Origin of the sequence: Phenylobacterium sp. (assembly GCF_030651755.1) — a bacterium.
In the GTDB taxonomy this organism is placed as follows: domain Bacteria; phylum Pseudomonadota; class Alphaproteobacteria; order Caulobacterales; family Caulobacteraceae; genus Phenylobacterium.
The window spans coordinates 1-25,199 of the sequence record NZ_JAUSBZ010000132.1 but is presented as its reverse complement, the minus strand read 5'-3'; the positions used below and the strand labels follow the sequence as shown (position 1 = coordinate 25,199).

Genomic DNA, 25,199 nt, shown 5'->3' with positions numbered 1-25,199 from the left:
GCGGCCGCAGGCTTTGACCTCAAGTCCATCCCTGGCCTGGGGGTCGACCTGCTGGTGATCGGCGGGACCAAGGCCGGCATGCCCCCCGCCGAGGCCATTGTCATCTTCCGCAAGGATCTCGTCGCCCGCTTCGACGCCCGTCTGAAACAGTCGGGTCAGTTGCCCTCCAAGAGCCGCTTCTACGCCGCGCCCTTCGTGGGCATGCTGGAGAGCGGGGCCTTTGTGGACCGCGCCGCCCACGCCAACGTCATGGCCAGGCGGCTGGCCGACCTCATGCCCCTGCCCCTGCGCCATCCGGTGGAGGCCAATGCGGTCTTTGTGGAGATGGATGAGGCGACCCTGAAGCGGCTGCACGCCAGCGGCTGGTTCGTCTATCGCTTCATCGACGGATCGGTTCGCTTCATGTGCTCCTGGGCGACGACCGAACAATCCATCCATGATCTGATCGTCGTCTTACAGGGCAATATCTAGCGGTCAGACTATCCAATCTGATTTCCAACAGTATTGCGTGCGAATGCTTAAGCTTTCTCGCACGCCTGTCACCTTTATGACACACGTCGGCATTTTCATTACAGCTCAGCTTGAGCTGAAGGGCGAGATTGCGTCCTCATCTAGGCAATCCTTTGACGCCTAGTTTCGACCCCCACACCTACCCAAAACTGGACGCCACTACCTAATCTGCAGCCAAACCAGGTTTAATGAACCTTGTTCGGCCTGGACTGACGGCTGCATTGTTCAAGCTGGGCGAAGCTTCGCCCCCATCTGCATGGCTGATCTCCAATGAGTTCAAAACTCCCCTCCTTCCTTCGTACCGCCCTCCTGGGATCGGCTGCGCTGATGTGCATGGCTGGACCTGACGTCGCCGTCGCCCAGGACGCCACGACCGTGGGCGAGCTGGTGGTCACAGGCTCGCGTATCCGCCGCGACACCTTCAGCTCGCCGACGCCAGTCTCGGTGATCAGCGCCGAAGCCATCCGTGAGTCGGGCAATACCAGCCTCGGCGACATCATGATGGACCTGCCGGTGATCAACGCGGCGACCAATGCGCAGAACTCATCGTCCTCGCTCTATCTGGCGGGCCAGGCGCGGGCCGACATTCGAGGCCTGGGCCCTACGCGCACCCTGGTTCTGGTGGACGGTCGCCGTCACGTCTTCTCTGACGCCTCCTCCCCCGCGGTGGACCTCAACCAGATTCCGTCCCTGATGATCGACCGGATCGAGACGGTCGCGGGCGGGGCGTCGGCGATCTATGGCTCCGAAGCCATCGCCGGGGTGGTCAACATCATCATGAAGCGGGACTTTGACGGGATTGAAGCCGACGTTCAGGCTGGCATCAGCGCCGAGGGCGATGGCGCCGAGACCCGCGCCGGCCTGAACTGGGGCGGCCGTTTTCTCGACAACCGGCTGAACGTGATGGCGGGCGGCGAGTTCGCTCGGGTCGAGCCGATCATGCAGATCGACCGTGACTGGGCCTATCCCGGTATTCGGCGCAACAATCTGGTCAATCCCCAGACCATCATCGGCGCGTCGAAGAGCAACGTGACGCCCTATGGCACCTTCCAGCTACGGGGCGGGCCGGTGGGCACGGCCATCGCCGTGACGCGGGATGTCCGCGACCCGACCACCATCACTCGTCTCAGCGGTCCCTGTTCGACCCCCACGGTTCAAGCCACCTGCCAGGACGACGCCCTGGACTACACCGCGGGCTTCAACGCCCTGCAGGGCAAGTCCAACCGGCTGATCTTGCGGTCCTACGCCGAGTATGAGCTGACCGACGCCATCACCGCCTTTGCCGAGGCGAGCTACGCCACGGTGGGCGGCTACGGTATCTTCCAGCCCGCCTTCTCCAACGCGGCCGGCGGCGGCACCATGCCGGTGGCCCTGCGCGGTGATAACGCCTTCCTGAATGGCGCGGGCTCCACCGCCGCCCAGCTCCGCGCCGAGTGGTTGGCGGCCGGGCTGACCTTGACCCAGGCCAGCCAGGCCCAGGTCGGGAAGTTCTGGACCGAGTTCGGCCGACGTGACGTCTCCACCGACCGAGACACCCTGCGACTGGTGGGGGGCATGCGGGGTGACGTCTCCGTCTTTGACCGCCAGATCAACTGGGACTGGTATGCCCAGTATGGCGAGCTGAACGGCTCCACCACCTCCTTCGGCGTGCCCTATGTCGCCCGGGTGCAGCAGGCCACCGACGCCATTGTGGTGGACGGCCAGGTCGTCTGTCGCGATCCCGCCGCCCGCGCCGCGGGCTGCGTGCCCTGGGACCTGGTCAATGGCGCAAGCGGAGAGGCGGTGAACTGGGCCTATGGCCAGTCCACCACCGACCAGAAGGTCAAACAGACCGTGGTCGCCGGCAGCTTCGCCACCGACCTGATGCAGCTGCCCGCAGGCCCCCTTGGCCTGGCGATGGGCGCTGAGTACCGCAAGGAGGAAAGCAGCTTTGTTCAGGACGAGGTTGGAGCCTCAGGCCAGCTGTTCTTCAATGCGGTTGGCCAGCGGTCGGGCGAATATGACGTCCGCGAAGCCTTCGCCGAAATCCGGGTTCCGATCCTTCGCGACGTCCCGTTCGCCGAAGAGCTGACCTTTGAGGCGGCCTATCGTGCGGCGGACTATTCGACCATCGGCACGACCGACCAGTATCGCCTCGCCGGGGAATGGGCGCCGATCCGCGATATCCGCTTCCGGATGTCCGAAGCCACCGCCGTGCGGGCGCCCAATATCGTCGAGCTGTTCGCCCCGCAGAGCGAGAACTTCACCACCGCCGCCCAGGACCCCTGCGATGCGGCGACCTATGCCGGCGCCTCCGCGGCCCAGCAAGCCGCCCGGAACGTCACCTGCGCCGCCGCCATCCCTGGCTGGAACCCGGCCACCTTCACCTCGAACTTCGGCACCGGACGCCCGTCCCTGCGCCTGATCCAAGGGGGTAACCCCAACCTTGGACCGGAGACCGCCGAGACCTTCCAGGCCGGGGTGGTGATCCAGCCTCGCTTCCTGCCCGCGCTCCAGATCTCGGTGGACTACTTCAAGTACAATATTGAGGATCAGGTCGGCACGATCCCGATCAACACCCTGCTGGCCCAGCTCTGCTACGACTCCACCACGCCGCTGGCCTCCAACCCCTATTGCGCCCTCATCGTCCGCGACCCGACCGGAACCGCCGGCGGCGCGGTGCCCGGAGGGGTGAGCCAGGTCGAGCTGACCAGCCAGAATGTGGCCAAGGTCAAGGTCGAGGGCTATGACGCCTCGGTGGCCTACGGCTTCCGGACCGCCGACATGTTCGCCAGGGATTTCGGGGACATCGCTCTGCGCCTGGACGCCACCTGGATGTACCGCTGGGCGCTCCAGGGCCTACCCGGCCAAGCCTACACCCAGCTGGCCAACACCATCACCAACTCGACGCCGGAGTGGAAGGGTCAGGGCACGGTGCAATGGTCGAGAGAGAATCTGAGCGTCGCCTGGACCACCCGTTATGTGGGCTCCATGCGCTCGACCACCGCTTTCACCGAGGCACAGCTTGATCCCTACTTCACCGGTGACTGGTTCAGCCACGACCTGCGGGTCCGCTACGGGATCAATGAGAATCTGAGCGTCCGCGGCGGGATCCTGAACCTTACCGATGAGGCGCCCCCCGCCCTGCCCGAGACCTTCACCGGGACGGGTGTCGGCTCCTCCAACTATGACAACCGGGGCCGCTACTTCTATCTGGGGGCCACGTTCCGCTACTGAGTCAGATCAAGGAAACTCGCCCCTAGGCTTGGCCAAGCCTGGGGGCGGGACTCTTCCCCGGGGCGGCCGCCGCCGCGCGAGGTCAGTCCCCCTCGTCGGCCGCCAGCCAGGCCATGACCTCGGGCCAGTGCTTGTGGGGCAGGAAGTGGCCGACCGCCGGGAGAATTCGCACCTCCTTGCATGGCCGGCCGAGCCAGGCCAGGAAGTCATCCGGCGGCCCCGCGGGATCGTCGGCGCCGAACCAGACCGAGATCGGGGCGCTGAGGTCGGGCAGGTCCAAGGTCGGCGTATCGGACGCCATCACCAACTCCCGGGCCGCACCCTTGGAGGAACGCGCCAGGCACTCGCTCATATAGTCGTAGACAAACTCCGCCACCGCCGGGTGGCTGCGCAGATAGGCGCCGTCGCCGGGCGCAGACGCCGCCGTACGCACCATGGCTTCGACCTGACGACGGGACAGTCTGCGGCGCAGCAGGGCGTAGAGCGGTCCCACCGCCCAGGCTGAGCGGGCCATGCGCCGGTGCAGCAGGATCATGGGATGACGCCGGTCCCGTTCTGTTTCGGGGACCACGCCGCTGCGACGACCAGAGACGAGCAGCAGTCGCTCCGCCCGGTCCCCAAGGGCCCCCGCATAGGCCAGGGCGAAGGCGGCCCCGTTCATGAACGCCACAATCCTCATCCGCGAGAGCCCCAGAGCCTCGGTCAGGGCCACAAGGTCTTCGGCGACAGTGTGGAAGCTGAGGTCAAGGCGCGGATCTGAGCGCCCCGTCCCTGGCCGTTCGGCGCAAACAATGTAGAGGCCAAGGTCCCGGGCCAGCTGGTCTGACCCCCGAGGCAACAGGCTTGAGCCCAGGCCTTGATGGACCATCATGCAGGGCCGGCCGGTGGGATCTCCATAGACGCGATAGGCCAGGGCCCGGCGGTCAGCCAGGCGGTGGATCAAAACCGGCGGCGCGACTCTCAGGGCGCCAGCCTCTGTGGCCGACACCGTCGAGGGCATGACCGGCTGCAGGGAGGAGGACAGAGCGCTGAGCTGGGCCAGGGCGCGCACCAGATCGCTCTGCCGGTTCAGGCCCATCTTCTCGAACACCGCGCGCAACTGATTGCGCACGGTGTTGAGGGAGACGTTCAAATCCTCGGCCGCCTCCTTGAGGGTGAGGCCGTCCTTCAGACGCGCCGCCAGACGGGTCTCAGCCGGAGTCAGGCCAAAGCTCTCCCGGATGGTGCGCCACAGGTGATCGCTGGCCTCCAGGGCCGGAAAGATCAGCGCCGCCGAGGCGTTCCCGGCATGGGCGATATCAGCGACCATTTCCGGCGGGGTCGCCGAGATGGGCGCCATATAGGCGAAGTGCGGGTCGTCATCCCTGGCCTGGATGAACTTTACGATCACCTGTGCGGCGCCCGACTCGGCAAGGCGGGCGCGGGCGTGAGCCAGGGCCTCGTGGTTCGAGGGATTGAAGAACCTCAGGCCCCGGCTCTCCACCACCCCCAGCCGATCGCGAAACATCGCCTCGCCAACGCTGTTCCAGCCGACAACGCCGCCGGCGGGGGACAACAGGATCACGCCGAGGGCGGGCTTGGTCTCAGGCCCCACATCGTCCAGCCCAGGCAGATGCGACAAGGCCGCGCCTGCGGCGGGGCCAGCCGCGGCCGCAGCCCCGACGGCGGAAATGATCTCCTCCCACCGTTCCGGTCTGGCGGCGACGGCGTAGATGGTCTCGATCAGCTGAGCGACGTCAGCCTTCGGGGTGCGGGACGGGGGCAAGGGCGATCAGACCCAATCGGCTTGGGGGCCGTTCAGATTACACGGGTGGCCGTCTCAGCCAAGCTTGCGTCGATCGCCCTTGGCCTCAGGCCATGGCCGGGGTGCGGCCGCCCATCATCCGGGCGAGACGGCTCTCGATGATCTCCTCGGCCTCACGGACGATCCGGCTGACCAGCTCCTGGCAGGTGGGGATGTCGTGGATCAGACCCTGGATCTGCCCCGCCGACCAGATGCCATGCTCCGGGTCGCCGGTCTCATAGACCACCCGGCCGCGGGTCCCGGCCACCAGTTCGCGCACGTCTTCGAACTTGGCGCCGGAGCGCTCCAGCTCGACGACCTGGCGGCTGATGTCGTTGCGCGCCACTCGGCTGGTGTTGTGCATGGTGCGGAAGATGAGGTCGGTGGCGCGCTCGTCGTTCTCGACGATCTGGCGCTTCACATTCTCATGGATCGGGCTCTCCACCGTACACATGAAGCGGGTGCCCATATTGATGCCCTCGGCGCCAAGGGCGAGCGCTGCGGCCAGGCCGCGGCCATCGCCGAAACCGCCCGAGGCGATCATCGGGATCTTCACCTTGTCGGCGGCGGCCGGGATCAGAATCAAGCCCGGAATGTCGTCCTCACCCGGGTGGCCGGCGCACTCGAAGCCGTCGATGGAGATGGCGTCCACCCCCATCCGTTCGGCCGACAGGGCGTGGCGGACCGCGGTGCACTTATGGATCACCAGGATGCCGTGCTTCTTGAATTCCTCGACGTGTTCGGCCGGCTTGTTGCCGGCCGTCTCAACGATCTTGATGCCCGAATCGATGATCGCCTGGCGGTACTCCGCATAGGGCGGCGGTTTGATGGCCGGCAGGATGGTCAGGTTCACGCCGAAGGGCTTGTCGGTCAGGGTCCGACAGCGTTCGATCTCCTTGACCAAGTCCTTAGGGGTCGGCTGGGTGAGCGCGGTGATGAAGCCCAGGCCGCCGGCGTTGGCCACGGCGGCCACCAGTTCGGCGCGGCCAACCCACTGCATGCCGCCCTGCACGACCGGGTGCTCGACACCGAACATCTCAGTGAAACGGGTCTTCAAGGCCATGACGTCCTCCCAAACAATTGTTTGAAGCACTCAAACCCTTGAACGCCGTTCAGGCAAGCCACGCCGTAAGGGCAAGGTGATCCCGTAAGACGCCTGACGCGGCGGCCGGCCTCCTAGAGACCAGAGCGTCCAATGGCGTAGAAGCGCTCGGCGCGCTGGGCGCGGAGTTCATCGGCGGAGAGGCCCTCGAGCTGGTCCAGTTCCTCCTCCAGCGCATTCCCCAGAGACTGCAGCATGGCGGCGGGATCGGAGTGGGCGCCCCCCGCCGGCTCGGCCACGATGCGGTCGACGATCTTCATCTTCAACAGGTCCTGGGCGGTGATCTTCATCGCCTTGGCGGCTTCTTCAGCCGTACGCGAACCCCGCCAAAGAATGGAATTTGCCCCCTCCGGCGAGATCACCGAATAGATGGCGTGCTCCAGGATCAGCACCCGGTTGCCCGATGCGATGGCGATGGCGCCGCCGGAGCCGCCCTCCCCGCTGACCACGCAGATCATGGGCACGCCCAGGGTCAGGCAGCGCTGGGTCGATCGCGCGATGGCCTCAGCCACACCGCGCTCCTCGCTGCCCACGCCGGGATAGGCGCCGGCGGTGTCGATGAAGCTGATGACCGGCAGGTTGAAGTTCTCGGCCATGTCCATCAGGCGGATCGCCTTGCGGTAGCCCTCGGGGCGGGTGGAGCCGAAATTGTGCTTCACGCGGCTGGCGGTGTCGTGACCCTTTTCCTGACCAAGGATCATCACCGGCCGGCCGCGAAACCGGCAGAGGCCGCCAAGCAGCGCCTGATCATCGGCATATTTGCGGTCGCCGCGCAGCTCCACGAAGTCCTCGAACAGGCCCTGAGCGTAGTTGACGAAGTGCGGCCGCTCGGGATGGCGGGCGACCTGGGTCTTTTGCCAGGGGTCGAGCTTGGCGTAGGCCTTGACCCGAAGCTCCGCAGCGCGGGCCCGCAGGGCCTCGATCTCGGTGTCCATGGCGCCGCCCTCGGCGGTCTCCGAGAGACGCTGCAGCTCCTCGATCTTGGCTTCGAGGTCGGCGATGGGGCGCTCGAACTCGAGATAATGTAAGGCCATCGAGGTTAGTATCCCTGGCTGTGCGCGGAAACGCGGGAAGTTAGGCGGGAACCCACGGGGTCACAAGGCCCGTCTCCTGGGACGATGGCCCGCCGGGGTTCGGCGCCCCAGCAGGCGACCTAAGGCTGATCCGGAGCCTCCGGCGGCGCGATGGCGGGCTCTCCCTCTGCGATAGGGGTCGGATCGGGTTCCGGCAGCGGCCGGGCGACATCGACGGCGGCGTCGTTGGTGGTGGAGGGGGCCGGCGCGACATCCGGCTGAGTCGGCGGGGCGGGCGGCTTGAGCTGCAGGGCCTGGGTGGCCTCTTCGCCTTCGTGGCCAAACAGGCTGCGGATCCGAATGTCGCGCTGCGGATAGGGAATCTCGATGCCCGCCGCGCGAAGGGCGTCGTCGATGGCCCAGGTGTAGGCCGCCTGCATGCCGTTGGGCCGCTTGGCCGCATTGAGGTCTGGCCAGACCAGCAGCTCGAAGTTCAGCGCCGAGTCGCCAAAGCCCACCAGCCAGACCTGTGACTTGTGGACGTCGCTCTCAGGCAGGGTGAAGGGCATGGCCCGGGCGGCGGCCAGCACCGCTTCGCGCACCTTCTCCTTGTCGGCGCCATAGGCCACCGAAAAGGGGATGTGGATACGCCGGGTGTCCCCCTTCAGGGTCCAGTTCACCAGGGTCCCCTCAATCAGGTGCGAATTGGGGACGATGATGTCGATATTGTCGTTGTTGCGGATGCGGGTGGCCCGGGGCCCGATCTCCTGAACCTGCCCCCGTTGTCCGCCCTCCAACTCCACATAGTCGCCGATGTTCACCACCCGGTCGAAAATCAGCACCAGGCCCGAGACGAACTCCTTGACGACGCCCTGCAGGCCCAGGCCCACCCCGACGCCCACCGCGCCGGCGAAGATGGCAAGAGACGAAAAGTCGAGCCCAACGGTGGAAAGCCCGGCGATCAGGCCGATGATGACCACCCCGTAGGTGATCACCTTCTCGACAATATAGAGGGCTGCGCTTCCGTACCTGGCCCGGGCGCGCAGCCTGCGGAGGGTCAGGGAGGCGCCGCGGGCCAGCAGAAGCGCCACGAGGATCACCAAGGCGCCGGCGATGACCCCGCCCAGGGTCACCGGTGTCCGGCCGATGGTGAAGAGGACGAATTCGTCGACGCCTGAGAAGTCGGTCTGCATCTATCGCTTACGTCCCAGGGGGTGCTTGGTTTCGACCACCTGACGGAGATGGTCGCCGGCGAGGTGGGTGTAGATCTGTGTTGTCGCTATGTCGGCGTGACCCAACAGGGTCTGGACGACCCGTAGATCAGCGCCACCCTCAAGCAGGTGGGTGGCGAAGGCGTGGCGAAGCACATGGGGACTGACCCGGGCCGGATCGATCCCGGCGCCGGTGGCCGCCTCATCCAGCAACTGCGCCAGGCGTCGCGGGGTGAGCCGTCCGCCCTTGCCGCGGGAGGGAAACAGCCAGGGATTGGCGGCGTCACCCTTGGGCAGGAAGGTCTTGCGCACCTCCAAATAGGCCTTCACCGCCGCGCGGGCGGCGTCGTTCAGGGGGGCCAGCCGCTCCTTGCCGCCCTTGCCCTTGACGATCAGATAGGCCGGGTCCCGCGCCACAATGGCCAGAGGCAGGGCCGTCAGCTCTGAGACCCGCAGGCCGGACGCATAGAGCAGCTCCACCATGCAGCCCAGGCGCAGGCCCTGGGCGCCATCCCGGGCCGAAGCCGCCGCGATCAGCGCGTCCACCTCCGCCCGGCTGAGGGTGCGCGGAAGGGAACGCCCCTTCCGCGGCGCGTCCACCCGCCGCGAGGGGTCGTCGGGGCGCCACCCCTCACCCAGGACGAACCGGTAGAACTGCCGCACACTGGCGCGTCGTCGGGCGGCGGTGGCCGGCGCCAGACCGCGGACCCCCAACTCTGCGAAATAGGACTCCACCGCCTCAGCGCTGGCCTCAGCCAGACTGGTCCCCTGAGCGGCCAGGAAGGCCTGGGCGTCGGCCAGATCCTTGCCATAGGCCATCAGGGTATTGCGAGCGGCGGCCCGCTCCACCGACATCATCTCCAGAAAGGCCTCGACCCAGCCCTGGGCGGTCTGGGCGCTCATCGCAGGGCCAGCAGGCCTTCAACCGCAAAGGCGCGAGCATGATCGGCGAGGCCGACAGCGGACAGTGCGGCGATGATGCGGGCGCGATCGGCCGCGCCCGGTCCGCCGGGACCAGCCTCGGCGCTGGTCCAGAGGGCCAGAAGCGCCGTTTCGCCGGTCAGTCTGGCGGCGGCGGCCTGGTCCATGGCGAAAGACCGCGCCACCGGCGCCTTGGGCGCGGCGAGGTTGAAACTCACAAACTCGCCTCGGGCCTGCGGACCGAGGGGCGTGCCCAGGGCCGCCAGCAACAGCGCCGCCTCCTGGGCCCGTCGGCGATTGCGGGCCTCGCCCACCCCACCACGCTCCACCAGCCGGTCCAGGGTTGGCCGGTCCTGACGCCCGGACGCTGCGGCGATGAGAGCGTCCAGCAGGGCCAGGTCCAGGGCGCCCGCCTGAGGCACCTCATCCTGCACAAGGGTTCCACGAACCCCCTCGGCCAGGGCGATGTCCCCCTGGGCCAGCACCGCCATGGCCGCCGAGACAGGGCCTTCGGTGGCGATCATCGGCCACCGGGCCTGCGGAAGCGGGACTTCTCCCGAGAGGGCCGGTCCGACCCCTGGGCCTGGCTCAGCCGTGGTCAGGTCGAGCCCCAGGCTGCGCGAGAGGGCGAAGTCCAGGCCGTTCCGCAAGGAGGCTGCGCCCGGGTCGCCGGTCCCGGCCAGACGGGCGGCCATCAGGCGGCCAAAGACTGCGTCGCGGTCAACGCCCTGGGCCAGCTCATAGGTCAGGCGGGCGGCGGGGTCCTCTGCGCGAGCCTGGCAGTAGGCCCGCAGGCGCAACCAGTAGACCTGGTCGCGGGCGACGCTGAGGGCCTGGGCGATGTCGCAGGCCTCTTGGTCGGCGCCGGTCAACAGGGCGGCCTCGGCGCCGACCCGCGACAGGGCCTCGCTTCGCTCCAGGCCGCCGGATCTCCGCAAAATGGCCTGGGCCGCCGGCGCCTCCCCCAGGACGACCAGGGCCTGGGCGCGGGCCGCCGCGACCTCCGGGTCATTCCCCACCCCTTCAGGGCCCCGGGCGCCGGTGGCCAGGACGGATCGGGCCAGGGCCGAGGCCGCCGGTGACAGGGGCTTTTGCGCCAGCATGGGCAGAACGGATCGCGCGGTGGCCGCCGAGGCGCCGTCCCACAGCTCCGCCCCCAGCCCGGTTTCCCGGCCGGCGCTCGAAAACAGGTCCGGGGCCGGCAGGGCCATGGTCTCCACCACCTGGGCCGGGGCCGGTCCCGGCAAGGTAAGAGCCAGGAGAGCGAAACCAACGAGCGCGGGGGATCTGAAGATCAGCATAGGTCCACCTTAAAGCGGGTTTTGCGGGGGTCATGCCCCGACTGCAGTTTTGTTTGCGGATTTTGCATGACAGCCCCGAGGTAAACCGAGCTTCACTGGTTTCAAACCCAGATGCGAGGCCCCTATGACCACGTCCGCCGAGCCCACCCGTGATGATATGCAGCGTATCCTTGAGCGCCAGAAGGCCGCCCAGCTGGCCGAGGGACCGCCCTCTGAGCAACTGAGGCTGGCGCGGCTCGACCGCTGCATCGATCTGCTGATCGACCATGCCGAGGCGATCGCAGACGCCATCAATGACGACTTCGGCTCGCGCTCGAAGGCGGTGACCGGGCTGACCGACATCGCCGCCTCCATCGGCCCGCTGAAGCACGCCAAGTCCCACCTGCGGAAGTGGATGGCGCCGGAGAAGCGCAAGACCACCCCGGCCATCCTCGGCCTGTTCGGCGCCAAGGCGCAGCTGCAGTTCCAGCCCAAGGGCGTGGTGGGCGTGATCAGCCCCTGGAATTTCCCGGTCAACCTGACCTTCGGTCCCCTGGCCGGCATCCTGGCGGCGGGCAACCGGGCGATGATCAAGCCCTCGGAATTCACACCGAAGACCTCGGCGCTGATGAAGGCGATGTTCGCCAAGGCCTTCAGCGAGGACGAGATCGCCGTCTTCACCGGCGGACCGGACGTCGGTCGCGCCTTCTCCGGCCTGGCCTTCGACCACCTGATCTATACCGGCGGCACGGCGGTGGCCCGCCACGTCATGCGGGCGGCCGCCGACAATCTGGTGCCGCTGACCCTGGAGTTGGGGGGCAAGAGCCCGGTCATCCTGTCCGAGGGCGCCGACATGGGCCTGGCTGCGGCCCGGATCATGGCCGGCAAGACCCTGAACGCCGGCCAGATCTGCCTGGCGCCGGACTATGTTCTGGCCCCCGAGGGCCAGGTCGGGGCCTTCGTCGAGGAGGCGCGCGGCGCCGTAGCCCGCATGTTCCCGACCCTGAAGGACAATCCCGACTACACCGCCATCATCGCCCAGAACCACTATGAGCGGATCACCGGCTATATCGAGGACGCCCGGGCCAAGGGCGCCGAGGTGGTCGAACTCAACCCCGCCGGCGAGGACTTCAGCCAGCAGCCCTATCGCAAGATCCCGCCGACCCTGATCCTCAACCCCACCGACGACATGATGGTGATGCAGGAGGAAATCTTCGGCCCGGTTCTACCGGTGAAGACCTACCGCGGGACAAAGGACGCCATCGACTATGTAAACAGCCGAGAGCGGCCGCTGGCCCTCTATTGGTTCGGAACCGATGAGGCCGAAAAGGACCGGGTGCTGACTCAGACCACGTCCGGCGGGGCGACCGTCAATGACGTGATCTTCCATGTGGCCCAGGAAGAACTGCCCTTCGGCGGCGTCGGCCCCTCGGGCATGGGCTCCTATCACGGCCATGACGGCTTCAAGGAGTTCAGCCATCGCAAGTCGGTCTACAGCCAGCTGAAGAAGGACATCGGTCCGCTCCAGCGGATGCGGCCGCCCTATGGTCCAGCCATCGCCGGCTACCTCAAGGGCGCGGTCAAGCGCTGAGCGCGGACCCCGTCCTAAACGTCGCCCAGGCTCAGGATCGGGAATTCCTCGCCCTGGGACAGCGGAATATTGACCGTGCAACGAACGCCTTCTGGGGAATATTCCAGGCGGGTGCGGCCATCTCCGTCCTGACCAAAGCTCCGGGCGATGAGGCGCAGGCCAAAGCCCTCGCGCCCGTTGGGAGGCTTGACCGGAGGCCCGCCGCTTTCCTGCCATAGCAAAGTCATGCTGCGCGCGCCGCTGGCGTTGTGTGCGGTGTTCCAGGACAGGGTGACCTCGCCCTCGTCAGAGGACAACGCCCCGTATTTTATGGCGTTGGTGGTGAGCTCGTGCAGGACCAGGGACAGTGAAACAGCCTGCTGGGGACTGAGGAACACCCGGGGTCCCTCAATCCGAAAACGTCCCCCGCCAGCGGTGATGTGAGGCGCCAGGGCCTGATCAACGATGGAGCGCAGGTCAGCCCCGGCCCAGCTCTCGGCCACCAGCACATTGTGCGCCTGGGCCAGGGCGATGAGCCGCTCGGTCAGAACGCTGCGGGTCGCCGTGTCGATATGGGCCGCGCGCAGGGTGTTCTCCACGATCGACTGAACCGTGGCCAGGGTGTTCTTGATCCGGTGATTGAGCTCGTTGAGCAGCAGAATTCGCTGGTCTTCCGCGAGCTTGGCGGCGGTCTCGTCCCGGAGAAACTTGATCAGCTGGGGGCGGTCTCCCAGGGTCATGGTCACGCCGTTGGCCCAGAACCGCTCGCCACTTTGGCGAAGATGCCAGCGGGTGTCCTCGGCCCGGCCGTCTCGGTAGGCCTTGGCCATTTCAGCTTCGGGGATGCCGGCGGCCACGTCGGGCGCGAGGAACAACTCGGCGAACGGCAGGCCGATGGCTTGATGGGAGCTGTAGCCAAAGATTGTCTCGGCGCCAGGCGACCAGGCCGCGATGCGACCGTCTGGCTCCAGGGTAAAGACGGCGTAGTCGCGGGCGTTTTGCACAATCAGGAAGGCCAGGTCCGGGTCGATCAAGGCGAAGGCGCCCCTGTGTTGGAGTTCAGGACATCAACGCGCCATGGTTCGGAATAGTCTCGCCAAGACGGACAATCTGTCAGTGGGCCACGAATTGGCGGAACCTGGGGGCGGACGTCCGCTCGGTGGCGGTTGGCGCAGCGTCACCGCCTCGTGTAAAGCCTTGCGGCTCATGGATCGCTACGAACCCCTCCGCAACCGCACCATCGCCCTAGTGGGCCTGATGGGCGTCGGCAAGTCCAGCGTCGGCCGCAGGTTGGCCAACGCTCTCGACCTGCCGTTTCGCGACGCTGACGCCGAAGTCGAGACTGCCGCCGGCCGCGCCATCACCGAAATCTTCTCCGAACTGGGTGAGGCCGCCTTCCGCGACGGCGAACGCCGGGTGATTCAACGTCTGCTGGAAGAGCCGCCACACGTCCTGGCGACAGGGGGCGGCGCCTTCATGAACGACGAGACCCGCGCCCTGCTGAAATCCCGCGCGCTGGTCGTCTGGCTCAAGGCCGATCTGGATTTGCTGGCGCGCCGGGTGGGTCGCAAGGATACGCGGCCGCTCCTGAAGGACGCAGACCCCCTCGCCGTCCTGAAAGCCCAGGCCGAGCAACGTTATCCGATCTATGCTCAGGCCCATGTGATGGTGGAGACCGGAGACACCGCCCATCACGTGACGGTCTCCCAGGTGATCGACGCCCTCACCCGCTATCTCGCCGAGGAAGGCTCATGAGCCAGACTGTGAACGTCGGCCTTGGGGACCGCGCCTATGAGGTTCGCATCGGAACCGGAATGGTGGCGCAGGCCGGTCGCCACATTCGCCCGCTGCTCAAACGCGGGCGGACGGCGGTCATCAGCGACGAGACCGTCTGGAGGCTGCACGGCGAGGCCCTGACCCGTGCCCTGGCCGCAGACGGCGTGGAGGCCCGCCCCATCCTGGTTCCGGCTGGCGAGGGCTCCAAGAGCTTCGAGATGCTGGCCCAGGTCAGCGACGATCTGCTGGCCATGGAGTTGGACCGAGGCGACCTCATCGTCGCCTTCGGCGGCGGGGTGGTGGGCGATCTCGCTGGCTTCGCTGCGGCGATTTACAAGCGAGGGATCGACTTCGTTCAGATCCCGACGACGCTGCTGGCTCAGGTCGACTCCTCCGTCGGGGGTAAGACCGCCATCGACACCCCAAGGGGCAAGAACCTGATCGGCGCCTTCCATCAGCCACGGCTGGTGCTGGCGGACCTGGACATCCTGGCGACCTTGCCGGCCCGGGAGCTGCGCGCCGGCTATGCCGAGATCATCAAATATGGCCTGCTGGGCGACTTCGCCTTCTTTGAGTGGCTGGAGGTCCATGGCCAGGACGTCGTCAGCCTGGACCACGAAGCCGTCGCCAGGGCTGTGCGCCGCTCGGTGGAGATGAAGGCGGAGATCGTCGCTCAGGACGAGCGCGAAGCAGGCCAGCGGGCCCTGCTCAACCTTGGCCACACCTTCGGTCACGCCCTGGAGTCCGAGAGCGGCTATGGGGAGGCCCTGTTGCATGGGGAGGCTGTCGCCATCGGCATGGCCATGGCCTTCCGGTTTTCCGCACGACAGGGGCTCTGTTCGGTCCAGGACGCCGGGCGGGCGGAAGCCGCCATCGCTGCGGTGGGCCTGCCGGTGCGTCTGCATGACCTTGACGGCCATCCCTTCGACGCCGCCCGCCTGCTGGGGCACATGGGGCAGGACAAGAAGGCCGAGGGGGGCCGGCTGACCTTCATCCTGGCCCGCGCCCTCGGCGAGGCCTTCGTCGCCCGTGACGTCGACGCCGAGGCTGTCCTTGAATTTTTGATCGCGGAGGGCGCCCGCTCGGCGGGCGCAGCGGCATGATCACAGCCATCCTGGTCGGGCTCGCGCCCGCCATCTTCATCCTGCTGTTCTTCTCGGCGGTGATCTCGGCCACCGAGACCTCCATGACCGCGGCCAGCCGCAGCCGCATGCACAAGTTGGAGCGGGACGGCGACAAGGCCGCCGCCCGGGTCAACCGGCTGATCAGCAACCAGGAGAAGCTGATCGGGGCGATCCTGCTGTCCAACAACGCCATCAATATCGGCGCCTCGGCCCTGGCCACCACGGTGCTGACCGCCGCCATTCCGGGACCCACCGGGCCATTGGTCGCCACCGTCATGATGACCGCCCTGGTGGTCATCTTCGCCGAGATCCTGCCCAAGACCCTGGCCATCGCCCAGCCGGATCGCGCCGCGCGGCTCCTGTCGCTGCCCGCCACCTGGGTGGTGAAGATCTTCGGCCCCCTGGCCAACAGCGCCCAGTGGGTGGTGCGGCTGACCCTACGCCCCTTCGGCATCAAGCTCGACATGGAGACCGATGTCCTGGCCGCCCACGAAGAAATCCGCGGGGCTGTGGAGTATCACCACTCCGAGGGCCTGGTGGAGAACCGCGACCGCTTGATGCTGGGGGGGGTGCTGGATCTTGCGGAAATGGACGTCACCCAGGTGATGGTCCACCGCAAGTCGATCTCCATGATCGATATCGCCCTTCCCGTGCGCGAGTTCGTCGCCGCCGTCCTGGCCAGCGCCCACACCCGAACGCCGGTCTTTCGCGACGAGCCGGAGAACATCGTCGGCTTTCTGCACGCCAAGGACCTCCTGCGCGCCCTGGCCGAGGCTGACGGCGCCATGGACAGGGTCGATGTCGAGGCCATGCTTCGCGAGCCCTGGTTCATTCCCGACACGACCAACCTGAAGGATCAGCTCAACGCCTTTCTCAAGCGGCACAAGCACTTCGCCCTGGTGGTCGATGAGTATGGCGGGCTGAAGGGACTGATCACCCTCGAAGACATCCTCGAAGAGATTGTCGGCGAGATTGAAGATGAGCATGACGTGACCGTGCCTGGCGTCCGGCCCCAGCCGGACGGATCGGTCAGCGTCGACGGTTCAGTGCCCATCCGCGACCTCAATCGGGCCATGGATTGGGACCTGCCCGACGAGGACGCCGTAACCGTGGCGGGTCTGGTCATCCATGAAGCCCAGACGATCCCGCGGGTCGGACAGACCTTCATATTTTACCGTCACCGGTTCCAGATCGTGCGGCGCGAGCGCAACCAGATCACCGCCCTACGGGTCTCCCCGCCGATCGAGGCGCCCGTCGAGGAGTGATCCCGCCTCAGACTCGCTCGCGGCCCGGGAACCCGGGCCTTGGGGGGACGTTCATTGCAGTGAAGCTGGCTGGGAGACGACGGCCCAAATGAGCGACTCTTCCGTCCCCGAAAACGGGGTTCCGATGGCGCATGACCTTTGCCTTTTGTCGGAATTTGCTGCAAATATCTGCCCCACCCTTGGCCACCCGGAGCCTTCCCATGACTGACCTTGCCAAGCTTGCCGGCATGCGGGTCCTCGTCGTCGAGGATGAAATGATGGTCTCGATGCTGATCGAGGACATGCTGAGCGATCTGGGTTGCAAGGTTGTGGGTCCTGCCTCGCGGCTGGAGGAAGCGATCACTCTGGTGGGGTCGAGCGAACTCGATTGCGCCGTGCTCGACGTCAACCTCGGCGGCCAACCCATCTTTCCCCTGGCCGACATTCTGCGGGAAAAGGGCGCCCCCTTCGCCTTCGCCACCGGCTATGGGGACGCGGGCCTTCGCGACGTCGACAAGGGCACGCCTGTTCTACAGAAGCCCTTCCGCGAGAGCGATCTGGCCCGGGTCCTGGGCGAATTGCAGGCGCGGGTCCAACCCCTGATCGGCGGCTGATCGACGCCCCTTCAGGGGAGCGCCGCCAGCACCTTTTCCGGGTTCAGCGGATAGTCGCGGATCCGTGCGCCGCAGGCGTTGTAGACGGCGTTGGCGATGGCCGCGCCCGCGCCGGCGATACCCAGCTCCCCCACCCCCTTGATCCCCATGGGATTGGCTTTGTCGTCCACCTCGTCGAGGAACATGGCCGACAAGTCGACGATATCGGCATGGGCCGGCACGTGATAGCCGGCCAGGTCCTGGGCGATGAACGACCCGTAGCGGGGATCGACCTCGTTGTACTCATGCAGGGCCGTGCCGACGCCCCAGATCATGCCGCCGGTGATCTGGCTCATGGCGGTCTTGGCGTTGAGAATCCGGCCAGCGGCGAACACCCCGAACATGCGGCGCAGGCGGACCTCGCCGGTGTCGGGATCGACGCCCACCTCGGCGAAATGGGCGCCGTAGGTGTGCTGGGAATAGTCGCGGGCGTCGGCGGCGGGCGTGATCGAGCCCTCCACATAGACGCCCTCCGGCGCCGCCCGGGCCACCAGCCGCTCCAGCGGCTCGGCGCGGTTGTCCACCGCGATATTGCCGCCGCCAAAGGTCACCAGCTCCGGATCATCCCCATAGAGGGGCGAGTTGGGATCGCCGGTGGCGAGCTCGGCCAGGGCCTTGCGCAGGTTCATGCCGGCGGCGAAAGCCGCAGATCCGGCCGTCGCCGCGCCGAACTGGCCGCCGGAGCCTGGGGCCGGCGGGAAGTCTGAATCCCCCAGTTCCACCTTCACCTGCGCCAAAGGCACGCCCAGGGTTTCAGCGGTGATCTGGGCCAGGATCGTATAGGTGCCGGTGCCGATGTCGGTCATGCCCTGGCGCAGGGTGATGGTTCCGTCCGCGTCGATCCGCACGCCCGCCTTGGCCGGCAGCAGGAAGTTGCCGCGGATGGCCGCGGCCATGCCCAGCCCCACCAGCCAACGTCCGTCGCGAACCTGGCCCGGTTTCGGATTACGACGGTCCCAGCCAAACCGCTGAGCGCCCTCGGTCATGCAGCGGACCAGCTGGCGGGTGCTGAACGGCTTGCCGGTCTCGGGATCGGTCTCTGGCTCGTTGCGCAGGCGCAGTTCGATGGGGTCGAGGCCGAGCTTTTCGGCCAGCTCGTCCATGGCGCATTCCAGGCTGAGCATGCCTGAGGCCTCGCCCGGCGCGCGCATGGGGCCTGCTGCAGGGATGTCCAGCTTGACCAGCCGGTGACCGGTCAGCCGGTTGGGAGCGGCATAGAGGCTGCGGGCGAAGTTGGCCGCATGCTCGGTGAACGGCGCCTCGCGGCGGCAGTGGGTCACAGCCTCCAGGGCGAAGGCGTCCAGGCGGCCATCGGCCTGGGCGCCCAGGCGCACCCGCATGTGAACGGCCGGGCGGTGGATGGTGGCCTGGAACATCTGCTGGCGCGTATAGGCGACCTTGACCGGCTGGCCGAGTTCGCGGGCCGCAAGCGCCGCCAGGGTCAGGTCGTCGTAGGCCTGGCCCTTGCCGCCGAAGCCGCCGCCGATATAGCGGGTCACCAGGCGGACCTGGGTCGAGGGGATCATCAGGGTCTCAGCCAGGGTGTGCTGTCCGCCCTTCACCATCTGGATCGAGGTGTGGACCGTGACATGATCGCCGTCCCACCAGGCGGTGGTGGCGCAGGGCTCCATCTGGGCGTGGTTCTGCAGCGGGCTGACATAGGTCTCGTCGAGGCGGACGGGCGCGCCGGCGAAGGCGGCCTCGAAATCGCCAACCCGCATATCCTCCTCGCCCTCAGGCTGGTCGGCCTGGGCGAGGTTGTCCTCGAAGATCAGGTCGGCGGGCTCAGCGGCGTATTCGAAGCGCACCAGGGCCGCGGCGGCCTTGGCGTTCTCCAGGGTGTCGGCGACCACAAAGCCCACATGCTGGCCGAAATGCTCGATCTTGCCCGCCAGGGCGGGGTTGGAGCCCCGCTGGCTGCGGGGATTCATCTTGGCCCCGCGTTCGCCCTGGGCTGGCACATTGTGCGGCGTCCAGACCAGCCGGACGCCCGGGGCGGCCTGCGCCGCGGAGATGTCCGCCGCGGCGACCACGCCCTTGGCGATCGGCGAAGCGATCAGCACCCCATAGGCCGGCGGCGACGGCGCCTCGACCTCATAGGCGAAGGGCGCGGAGCCGGTGACCTTGAGACGGCCTTCGTAGCGGTCGACGCCCTTGCCGATCAGGCCGCTGCGGTTCTCGCTGATGGGGGTCGGCGCCGCCCAATCCTTGACCGAACTCATTGGCCGTCTCCTGCGCCGGTGGTGGTGAGGCAGGCCGCGCCGAGGCGGGCCATCAGCTTGAGCTTGAAGTCATTGTGGCCGTCAGGCTTGGCGGACGACAACTCGGCGGCCATGGCCTCGGCGGGGTTCGCCCCGTCGGCCAGGGCCTGTTCAGCCGCCCTGGCGCGCCAGGGCTTATGGGCCACCGCCCCCAGGGCGACCTTGCCGCCGGCCACGGCGACGCTGCCGATGGCGAAGGCGTAGGAGGCCCGCTCCCGGGCCTTGCGATAGATCTGGCCGCCCGGCGGGGGCGGCGGCAGGACGACGGCGGTGATCATCTCGCCGGGCTGCAGGGAGGTCTCGATGTGCGGGGTCTCGCCGGGCAGGCGGTGCAGGGCCTCAAGCGAAATGGCGCGCTCCTGCCCATTCGGGCCGGCGATCTCCACCTGGGCGTCAAGGGCGCTCATCGCCACGGCCATGTCGGAGGGATGGGTGGCGATGCAGGCCTCGCTGGACCCGAAGATGGCGGTGTTGGCGTAGATGCCGCCGATGGCCGCGCAACCGGCGCCGGGCTGGCGCTTATTGCAGGGCTTGGTGGTGTCGTAGAAATAGGCGCAGCGGGTCCGCTGCAGCAGGTTGCCGGCGGTGGTGGCCTTGTTGCGCAGCTGGCCCGAGGCCCCCGACAGGATCGCCTGGGCGAGGGCCGGATAGCGGGCGCGGACCTTCATGTCAGCGGCCACCTGGCTGTTGGTGGTGGTCGCCCCCAGGCGCAGGCCGCCCTCGGCCGTCTCCGCGATCTCGGCCAGGGGAAGCCGGCTGACATCCACCAGATGGGTCGGCTGCTCGATCTGCAGCTTCATCAGATCGACGAGATTGGTGCCGCCGGCCAGAAAGCGGGAGCCGGGGACGGCGGCCGCCATGGCCAGGGCCTCGGCCACGTCGGCGGGCCGCTCATAGGTGAAGGGCTTCATGCCAGACCTCCGGCGCTGCGGATGGCCGCCAGAATCTGGGGATAGGCCGAGCAGCGGCAGAGATTGCCGCTCATGCGCTCGCGAATCTCTTCGTCGGTGAGGACGGTGTCGGCGGTGAGGTCGTCGGTCGCCAGGCTGGCCCAGCCGTCGGCCGCCTCCTTCAGCATGCCGATCGTCGAGCAGATCTGGCCGGGCGTGCAGTAGCCGCACTGGAAGGCGTCGTGCTCCAGAAAGGCGGCCTGGACCGGATGCAGGGCCTCGCCCTGGGCCAGACCCTCGATGGTGGTGATCTCGTCGCCCTCATGGGTGACGGCGAGCGACAGGCAGGCGTTGATCCGCTGGCCGTTGACCAGGACCGTGCAGGCGCCGCACTGGCCGTGGTCGCATCCCTTTTTTGAGCCCTTCAGGTCCAGCCGTTCGCGCAGGGCGTCGAGCAGGGTCGTGCGCGGATCAAGGTCCAGGCTGGCGGCCTGGCCATTGATAGTGAAATGGGTCTTCAACGGGCGTCTCCCCAAACGCCGGACGGACATTGCCGCCCGAACAGAACAATATTTTTTCGGCCTCAGGACTCGCCGGGCGCCAGGGCCTTGAGCGACAGGGCGTGCACCGGCCCGGCCATCTCCTCGGACAGGGCGCGATAAATCATCCGCTGCCTGGCCACCTTCGGCGCGCCGGCAAAGGCCTCAGCCTCGATCAAGACATTGAAATGGCTCTCACCTCCAGGCCGCGCGCCAGCATGACCGGCGTGGCGCGAGGACTCGTCCTCGATCTCCAGGCGGGTCGGGGCGAAGGCTTGGGTGAGCTTTTGGTGAATGGCATCGAATATGGCGCCCATTGCTCAAATCTTCAATTCTTCAAAAGTGCGGCCCGTAGGCCCATACTTGGGGCATGCCCGGCGCGTTTCAATACAAGCCCAAGTTCGTCGATATCCGCGTTCGCCCCCCCAAGCCTGGGGAGGCTGAGCAGGCTGAGGACGTTTTTGCCCTGAAGCCCGGTGAACGCCGGTGCGATCATCCCGGTTGCGCCATGGTCGCCGCCGCCCGTGCGCCGAAATCCCGGGACATGATGAACGAGCACTATTGGTTCTGTCAGCCCCATGCGGCGGAATACAATCGCAACTGGAACTTCTTCGCCGGCATGAGCGAGGGCGAGATCAAGGCGCGCCAGGAGCAGGAGCAGACCACCGGCGGGCGGCCGACCTGGGACTTCAAGGCCAGCCGCAACTCCCGGGAGTCGGCCACCTTCACCAAGAACTTCTCCCGGGGCAAAGGCGGCTACCAGGATCCGTTCAACCTGTTTGGCCATGGGGGCGCCCATGGCCCCGGTCCCCAGGCTCAGCCCGCCCGCCGGCTGGGCAAGATCGAACGCAACGCCCTCATCGACCTGGATTTGGACGATAATGCTGACGGGCCGGCCATCCGGGCGCGCTACACTGAGCTGGTCAAGCGCTGCCATCCGGACGCCAATGGGGGCGACCGATCGGCCGAGAACAAGCTGCAAAGGGTCATCAAGGCCTATCAGGCCCTGCGCAAGGCAGGCATGGTCTAGGCGCAACAAAGGAGACGGGTCGTGTCAGGGGTTGAGGGCGGCGTCGCCCAGCAGTTGGCCGAACGTCAGGCGGTCCGCCGCCAGAAGTCCCTGGTCCGCCGTCGCACAGCCATTCGCCTGACCGCAGCGACCCTTGCGGTCGCAGCCCTGGGCGCCGGCGCCCTGACGCCGCCGCCTCCGACCATGGGCGCGGGTGAGGCGCCCATGGCCCAGTGGGCGGCCCTGAGACTCCCTGCCCCTGTTCCTCAGGCGCCAGCGCCGCTGCTCGCCCAGATCGAAGCTCTGGGGGCGGCCTTTGAGGGGCGAGCGGGCATCGCCGTGCGGGACATTGAGGGCGGCTGGACCGCGGCCCATGACGGCGATGGGCTCTATCCGCAACAAAGTGTCAGCAAGCTCTGGGTGGCCATCAGCGTATTGGATGCGGTGGACCGCGGCGTCCTGCGACTCACTGATCCCGTCACGGTGCGGCTTGAGGATCTGAGCATCTTCCACCAGCCTATCCGCGACCATGTGGGCCGGAACGGCTACCCCACCACCGTGGGCGAACTGCTGGCCAGCGCCGCCACCCGCAGCGACAACGCCGCCAATGACATCCTGATGCGACTGGTGGGCGGCCCCGACCATGTGCGCTCGGTGATGGCTGAGCGCGCCCTGGGCGCCATCAGCCTCGGCGACGAAGAGCGCTACTTCCAGACCCAGATCGCCGGACTGGAGTGGCGCCCGGAATTCTCCTTTGGGCGCAACTTCTGGCAGGCCCGGGCGGCCATGCCCCAGGACACCCGCCGCGCGGCCTTGGAGGCTTATCTGAACGCCCCGTCCGATGGGGCCAGCCCGACCGCGGTGGTGCGGGCGCTGGACCGCCTGGCCGCCGGGGAGTTGCTGTCGCCGGCCTCCACCGCCCATCTCCTCGACCTGCTGGCCCAAAGTCGCACGGGGCCGCAGCGGTTAGGGGGCGGCCTGGTCGAAGGCTGGCGCCTGGCGCACAAGACTGGCACGGGACAGGTGCTGGGTCCCCGGGCGACGGGGTACAATGATGTCGGCCTGCTGACCGCGCCCGATGGGCGGACCTATGCGGTGGCCGTGTTCATCGCCGAGACCACCCGTCCGGTGCCCGAGCGACAGGCTCTGATGCAGGCGGTCACCCGGGCGGTGATCGCCCAGCACCATGGCCTAGACCCGACCCAGGTTCAGGCCGAGGACTTCAACCTTCTGCCACTGATCGCCTCGCGCGATAGCGCCCAGCTCAACCTGAGACCGGATTTCCCAGCCCCGGTGGCGAGCCCTTGAGCCGAGCCTCGGCGTCCAGCCGATCCTTCGGCAGGACCTGGGGCATCTCGCTTTGCAGGAAGGCGATCATCTTTTCCCGCACCTCGCAGCGCAGGTCGAAGGTGGTCGGCGCATTGCGCGCGCTGACCAGACAGCGCACCTGCATGGTGCGCTCCGAGGTCTCGGTGACCGCCAGGTTGACCACCTGCCCGTCCCACAGGGGTGAAGCCCTGGTGATCTCTTCCAGCTTGGCGCGCAGCACGTCGACCGGGGCGGTGTAGTCCACATAGAGCATCACCGTGCCGATGAGGGAGGCGGTCTCCCGGGTCCAGTTCTGGAACGGCTGCTGAATGAAATAGGTGAGCGGCAGGACCATGCGCCGCCAGTCCCAGAGACGCACGACCACATAGGTGGAGGTGATCTCCTCGATCTGCCCCCACTCGTTCTCGACGATGACCGCATCGTCGATTCGGATCGGCTGGGTGGTGGCGATCTGCACGCCGGCGATCAGATTGGTCAGGAAGGGCTGCAGGGCGAGGCCGGCGATAATGCCCGCGGCGCCTGCCGAGGCCAGCAGGCTGATCCCGTACTGACGGACGCCGGGAAAGGTCATCAGGGCGAATCCCGCCGTCAGGATCACAATCAGTATGCCCGCCGTTCGCGTCAGGATCCGCGTCTGGGTGACATGCTTGCGCGCCAGGAGGTTGTCTTCGGCGTCCAGCTTGAAACGCCTGACATGGAGGAGGCTCCAGATGTCCAGGGCCGTCAGGGCGCTCCAGCCCACCAGGATCACAAAAGCCACAGCCAGGATCCGACGCAGGGCCGCCACCCCGCCCTCGCCCAGCTGGGCGAAGCTCGCCCCCACCGCCAGCCCGAGGATCAGGGCGGCCAGGCGGCTCGGCCGTCGAAGCTTGACGAGGAGGGTGGACCAGTAGGTGTCCTTGCCGCGCAAGCTGCGGCGGATCGCCCGCGTGACCAGCTCATGCAGAATGAGCCCCGCCACGGCGCCGAGCCCAAGGGCTGAGAGGTTAAAGAGCCAGAGGGGCGCCCATTCAGGACGAAAGGCGTAGATCGGGTCCGCCATGCGGTAGGGCCTCGCTGATAGCCGCGACAGGCCTCAAACGCGCAGCCAGGCCGACGGGTCGCCCCGCCTGCCCCACGACGCCGAAAGGGATGGCCTGGCGCCCAGACCCTGGGCGCCCTGACTTTCAGGGGGCGAAGCTGGAGCGGGCCTTGATCCCCCAGTGGCCGTCCTCGCAGGTCACCACATAGATGGAATCGAACCCGCCGATGATGCTTCCATCCTTCCGGTAGCGGGTGAAACGGGTGTTGAGGTGCACCTTGTCGTCGCCGGAATGGATGATCTCGCGCTTCTCCCAGGCCGAGTGGTCCCAGTCCTTCAGCGAGGCGTGATCGAAGGTCGCCTGGGTCTGGTCGCCCTTGTTTATGATCCGCATCGAGTTGGACGCCAGGCGGATCGAGGGGAAGTTGAAGGTCTGTTCGAAGGCCTCCATGTCCCGGGCGTTGAAGGCGGTCATGAAGGCGTCGAGGCAGGCCATGGCGGCGGCCTCGGATTGTGCGTTGCGGCTCATCGGCTCCTCCCGTCGGCCTGTGATCGGCCGTGCGGGAGGAGCTTAGACTTTGCTGGGAGGCGAGGCGACGGCGCTCAGCTCGCCGCTGGCGCCCAGCCACCGCCCAGCGCCCTGAACAGGGCGATCTGGGCGTCGGCCACCTGCGCCTGGGAGAGCGCCAGCTGGGCCTGGAGCCCGGCCAGGGTCCGCTCGGCGTCCAGGACGCCGAGGAAACTGTC

The 25,199-nt window shown here is 67.4% G+C and carries 21 protein-coding genes and 1 pseudogene; 9 read left to right on the top strand and 13 right to left on the bottom strand.

Features of this window, described 5'->3' with window-relative positions:
* On the top strand, window positions 1–471 hold a 471-nt coding region (locus tag Q7V15_RS12330; protein ID WP_304755934.1), incomplete at its 5' end, for a beta-eliminating lyase-related protein.
* A 372-nt stretch (window positions 472–843) separates the two neighbouring features.
* Window positions 844–3,726 carry a TonB-dependent siderophore receptor gene (locus tag Q7V15_RS12325; RefSeq protein ID WP_304755932.1) on the top strand — a complete coding sequence of 961 codons (2,883 nt, stop codon included), beginning with the start codon at window positions 844–846 and terminating at the stop codon, window positions 3,724–3,726.
* A gap of 82 nt (window positions 3,727–3,808) precedes the next feature.
* Here the strand turns inward: Q7V15_RS12325 and Q7V15_RS12320 are convergent, their stop codons facing one another.
* The 6 genes from Q7V15_RS12320 to Q7V15_RS12295 form a co-directional block, all read right to left on the bottom strand.
* Window positions 3,809–5,491, bottom strand: a complete 1,683-nt coding sequence (locus Q7V15_RS12320; RefSeq protein ID WP_304755930.1) for an alpha/beta fold hydrolase — start codon at window positions 5,489–5,491, stop codon at window positions 3,809–3,811.
* Window positions 5,492–5,576: 85 nt separating this feature from the next.
* Window positions 5,577–6,572, bottom strand: a complete 996-nt coding sequence (locus Q7V15_RS12315) for a nitronate monooxygenase family protein (protein ID WP_304755928.1) — start codon at window positions 6,570–6,572, stop codon at window positions 5,577–5,579.
* Window positions 6,573–6,685: 113 nt separating this feature from the next.
* A complete protein-coding gene (locus Q7V15_RS12310; RefSeq protein ID WP_304755927.1) occupies window positions 6,686–7,645 on the bottom strand; it encodes an acetyl-CoA carboxylase carboxyltransferase subunit alpha in 960 nt (319 codons plus the stop codon).
* A 119-nt stretch (window positions 7,646–7,764) separates the two neighbouring features.
* Window positions 7,765–8,817 (bottom strand): mechanosensitive ion channel family protein, encoded by a 1,053-nt coding sequence (locus tag Q7V15_RS12305; RefSeq protein ID WP_304755925.1) that lies wholly within the window; start codon window positions 8,815–8,817, stop codon window positions 7,765–7,767.
* Entirely contained in the window at window positions 8,818–9,738 is a 921-nt protein-coding gene (locus tag Q7V15_RS12300) for a site-specific tyrosine recombinase XerD (RefSeq protein WP_304755923.1), read from the bottom strand.
* Window positions 9,735–11,003 carry a hypothetical protein gene (locus Q7V15_RS12295; RefSeq protein WP_304755922.1) on the bottom strand — a complete coding sequence of 423 codons (1,269 nt, stop codon included), beginning with the start codon at window positions 11,001–11,003 and terminating at the stop codon, window positions 9,735–9,737. The genes Q7V15_RS12300 and Q7V15_RS12295 overlap by 4 nt, the downstream gene beginning before the upstream one ends.
* Before the next feature lie 166 nt (window positions 11,004–11,169).
* Here Q7V15_RS12295 and Q7V15_RS12290 point away from each other — a divergent pair.
* Window positions 11,170–12,627: pseudogene (locus Q7V15_RS12290) on the top strand (coniferyl aldehyde dehydrogenase); the annotation flags it as partial.
* 14 nt (window positions 12,628–12,641) lie between these two features.
* Here the strand turns inward: Q7V15_RS12290 and Q7V15_RS12285 are convergent.
* Window positions 12,642–13,640, bottom strand: coding sequence for a sensor histidine kinase (locus Q7V15_RS12285; protein ID WP_304755921.1), 999 nt, complete (start codon window positions 13,638–13,640; stop codon window positions 12,642–12,644).
* Between the two features lie 172 nt (window positions 13,641–13,812).
* Between Q7V15_RS12285 and Q7V15_RS12280 the strand changes: the two genes are divergently transcribed.
* From Q7V15_RS12280 to Q7V15_RS12265, 4 genes are all read left to right on the top strand, one after another.
* A complete protein-coding gene (locus Q7V15_RS12280; RefSeq protein ID WP_304755919.1) occupies window positions 13,813–14,361 on the top strand; it encodes a shikimate kinase in 549 nt (182 codons plus the stop codon).
* The gene (gene aroB / locus Q7V15_RS12275; RefSeq protein WP_304755916.1) at window positions 14,358–15,485 is read left to right on the top strand and encodes a 3-dehydroquinate synthase; all 1,128 of its coding nucleotides are present in this window, start codon (window positions 14,358–14,360) and stop codon (window positions 15,483–15,485) included. Before Q7V15_RS12280 ends, aroB begins: the two co-directional genes overlap by 4 nt.
* Window positions 15,482–16,771 carry an HlyC/CorC family transporter gene (locus tag Q7V15_RS12270; protein WP_304755914.1) on the top strand — a complete coding sequence of 430 codons (1,290 nt, stop codon included), beginning with the start codon at window positions 15,482–15,484 and terminating at the stop codon, window positions 16,769–16,771. The genes aroB and Q7V15_RS12270 overlap by 4 nt, the downstream gene beginning before the upstream one ends.
* Before the next feature lie 200 nt (window positions 16,772–16,971).
* Window positions 16,972–17,364, top strand: coding sequence for a response regulator (locus tag Q7V15_RS12265; RefSeq protein WP_304755913.1), 393 nt, complete (start codon window positions 16,972–16,974; stop codon window positions 17,362–17,364).
* 11 nt (window positions 17,365–17,375) lie between these two features.
* Here Q7V15_RS12265 and Q7V15_RS12260 read toward each other — a convergent pair whose 3' ends face one another.
* The 4 genes from Q7V15_RS12260 to Q7V15_RS12245 form a co-directional block, all read right to left on the bottom strand.
* On the bottom strand, window positions 17,376–19,625 hold the full coding sequence (locus tag Q7V15_RS12260; RefSeq protein WP_304755912.1) for a xanthine dehydrogenase family protein molybdopterin-binding subunit: 2,250 nt from the start codon (window positions 19,623–19,625) through the stop codon (window positions 17,376–17,378).
* A complete protein-coding gene (locus Q7V15_RS12255) occupies window positions 19,622–20,575 on the bottom strand; it encodes a xanthine dehydrogenase family protein subunit M (RefSeq protein WP_304755910.1) in 954 nt (317 codons plus the stop codon). The genes Q7V15_RS12260 and Q7V15_RS12255 overlap by 4 nt, the downstream gene beginning before the upstream one ends.
* Entirely contained in the window at window positions 20,572–21,075 is a 504-nt protein-coding gene (locus tag Q7V15_RS12250) for a 2Fe-2S iron-sulfur cluster-binding protein (protein WP_304755909.1), read from the bottom strand. The genes Q7V15_RS12255 and Q7V15_RS12250 overlap by 4 nt, the downstream gene beginning before the upstream one ends.
* Before the next feature lie 62 nt (window positions 21,076–21,137).
* On the bottom strand, window positions 21,138–21,410 hold the full coding sequence (locus tag Q7V15_RS12245) for a BolA family transcriptional regulator (RefSeq protein WP_304755908.1): 273 nt from the start codon (window positions 21,408–21,410) through the stop codon (window positions 21,138–21,140).
* Between the two features lie 53 nt (window positions 21,411–21,463).
* Here Q7V15_RS12245 and Q7V15_RS12240 point away from each other — a divergent pair, with 53 nt between their 5' ends.
* Both Q7V15_RS12240 and Q7V15_RS12235 read left to right on the top strand, forming a co-directional pair.
* A complete protein-coding gene (locus Q7V15_RS12240) occupies window positions 21,464–22,123 on the top strand; it encodes a J domain-containing protein (protein WP_304755907.1) in 660 nt (219 codons plus the stop codon).
* Window positions 22,124–22,144: 21 nt separating this feature from the next.
* Window positions 22,145–23,410, top strand: a complete 1,266-nt coding sequence (locus Q7V15_RS12235) for a serine hydrolase (protein ID WP_304755905.1) — start codon at window positions 22,145–22,147, stop codon at window positions 23,408–23,410.
* Here the strand turns inward: Q7V15_RS12235 and Q7V15_RS12230 are convergent.
* Entirely contained in the window at window positions 23,367–24,473 is a 1,107-nt protein-coding gene (locus Q7V15_RS12230) for a mechanosensitive ion channel family protein (protein WP_304755904.1), read from the bottom strand. The genes Q7V15_RS12235 and Q7V15_RS12230 overlap by 44 nt on opposite strands.
* Before the next feature lie 124 nt (window positions 24,474–24,597).
* Complete coding sequence (locus Q7V15_RS12225; protein ID WP_304755903.1) at window positions 24,598–24,981, bottom strand: hypothetical protein; 384 nt, start codon at window positions 24,979–24,981, stop codon at window positions 24,598–24,600.
* Between the last annotated feature and the right edge of the window lie 218 nt (window positions 24,982–25,199).

Bases quoted from the DNA above. Each gene is read 5' to 3' on its own strand.
- Q7V15_RS12225 (WP_304755903.1), bottom strand. From the start codon at position 24,981: ATGAGCCGCAACGCACAATCCGAGGCCGCCGCCATGGCCTGCCTCGAC.
- Q7V15_RS12305 (WP_304755925.1), bottom strand. From the start codon at position 8,817: ATGCAGACCGACTTCTCAGGCGTCGACGAATTCGTCCTCTTCACCATC.
- aroB (WP_304755916.1), top strand. From the start codon at position 14,358: ATGAGCCAGACTGTGAACGTCGGCCTTGGGGACCGCGCCTATGAGGTT.
- Q7V15_RS12230 (WP_304755904.1), bottom strand. From the start codon at position 24,473: ATGGCGGACCCGATCTACGCCTTTCGTCCTGAATGGGCGCCCCTCTGG.
- Q7V15_RS12240 (WP_304755907.1), top strand. From the start codon at position 21,464: ATGCCCGGCGCGTTTCAATACAAGCCCAAGTTCGTCGATATCCGCGTT.
- Q7V15_RS12260 (WP_304755912.1), bottom strand. From the start codon at position 19,625: ATGAGTTCGGTCAAGGATTGGGCGGCGCCGACCCCCATCAGCGAGAAC.
- Q7V15_RS12315 (WP_304755928.1), bottom strand. From the start codon at position 6,572: ATGGCCTTGAAGACCCGTTTCACTGAGATGTTCGGTGTCGAGCACCCG.
- Q7V15_RS12265 (WP_304755913.1), top strand. From the start codon at position 16,972: ATGACTGACCTTGCCAAGCTTGCCGGCATGCGGGTCCTCGTCGTCGAG.
- Q7V15_RS12325 (WP_304755932.1), top strand. From the start codon at position 844: ATGGCTGGACCTGACGTCGCCGTCGCCCAGGACGCCACGACCGTGGGC.
- Q7V15_RS12310 (WP_304755927.1), bottom strand. From the start codon at position 7,645: ATGGCCTTACATTATCTCGAGTTCGAGCGCCCCATCGCCGACCTCGAA.
- Q7V15_RS12245 (WP_304755908.1), bottom strand. From the start codon at position 21,410: ATGGGCGCCATATTCGATGCCATTCACCAAAAGCTCACCCAAGCCTTC.
- Q7V15_RS12255 (WP_304755910.1), bottom strand. From the start codon at position 20,575: ATGAAGCCCTTCACCTATGAGCGGCCCGCCGACGTGGCCGAGGCCCTG.
- Q7V15_RS12280 (WP_304755919.1), top strand. From the start codon at position 13,813: ATGGATCGCTACGAACCCCTCCGCAACCGCACCATCGCCCTAGTGGGC.
- Q7V15_RS12270 (WP_304755914.1), top strand. From the start codon at position 15,482: ATGATCACAGCCATCCTGGTCGGGCTCGCGCCCGCCATCTTCATCCTG.
- Q7V15_RS12300 (WP_304755923.1), bottom strand. From the start codon at position 9,738: ATGAGCGCCCAGACCGCCCAGGGCTGGGTCGAGGCCTTTCTGGAGATG.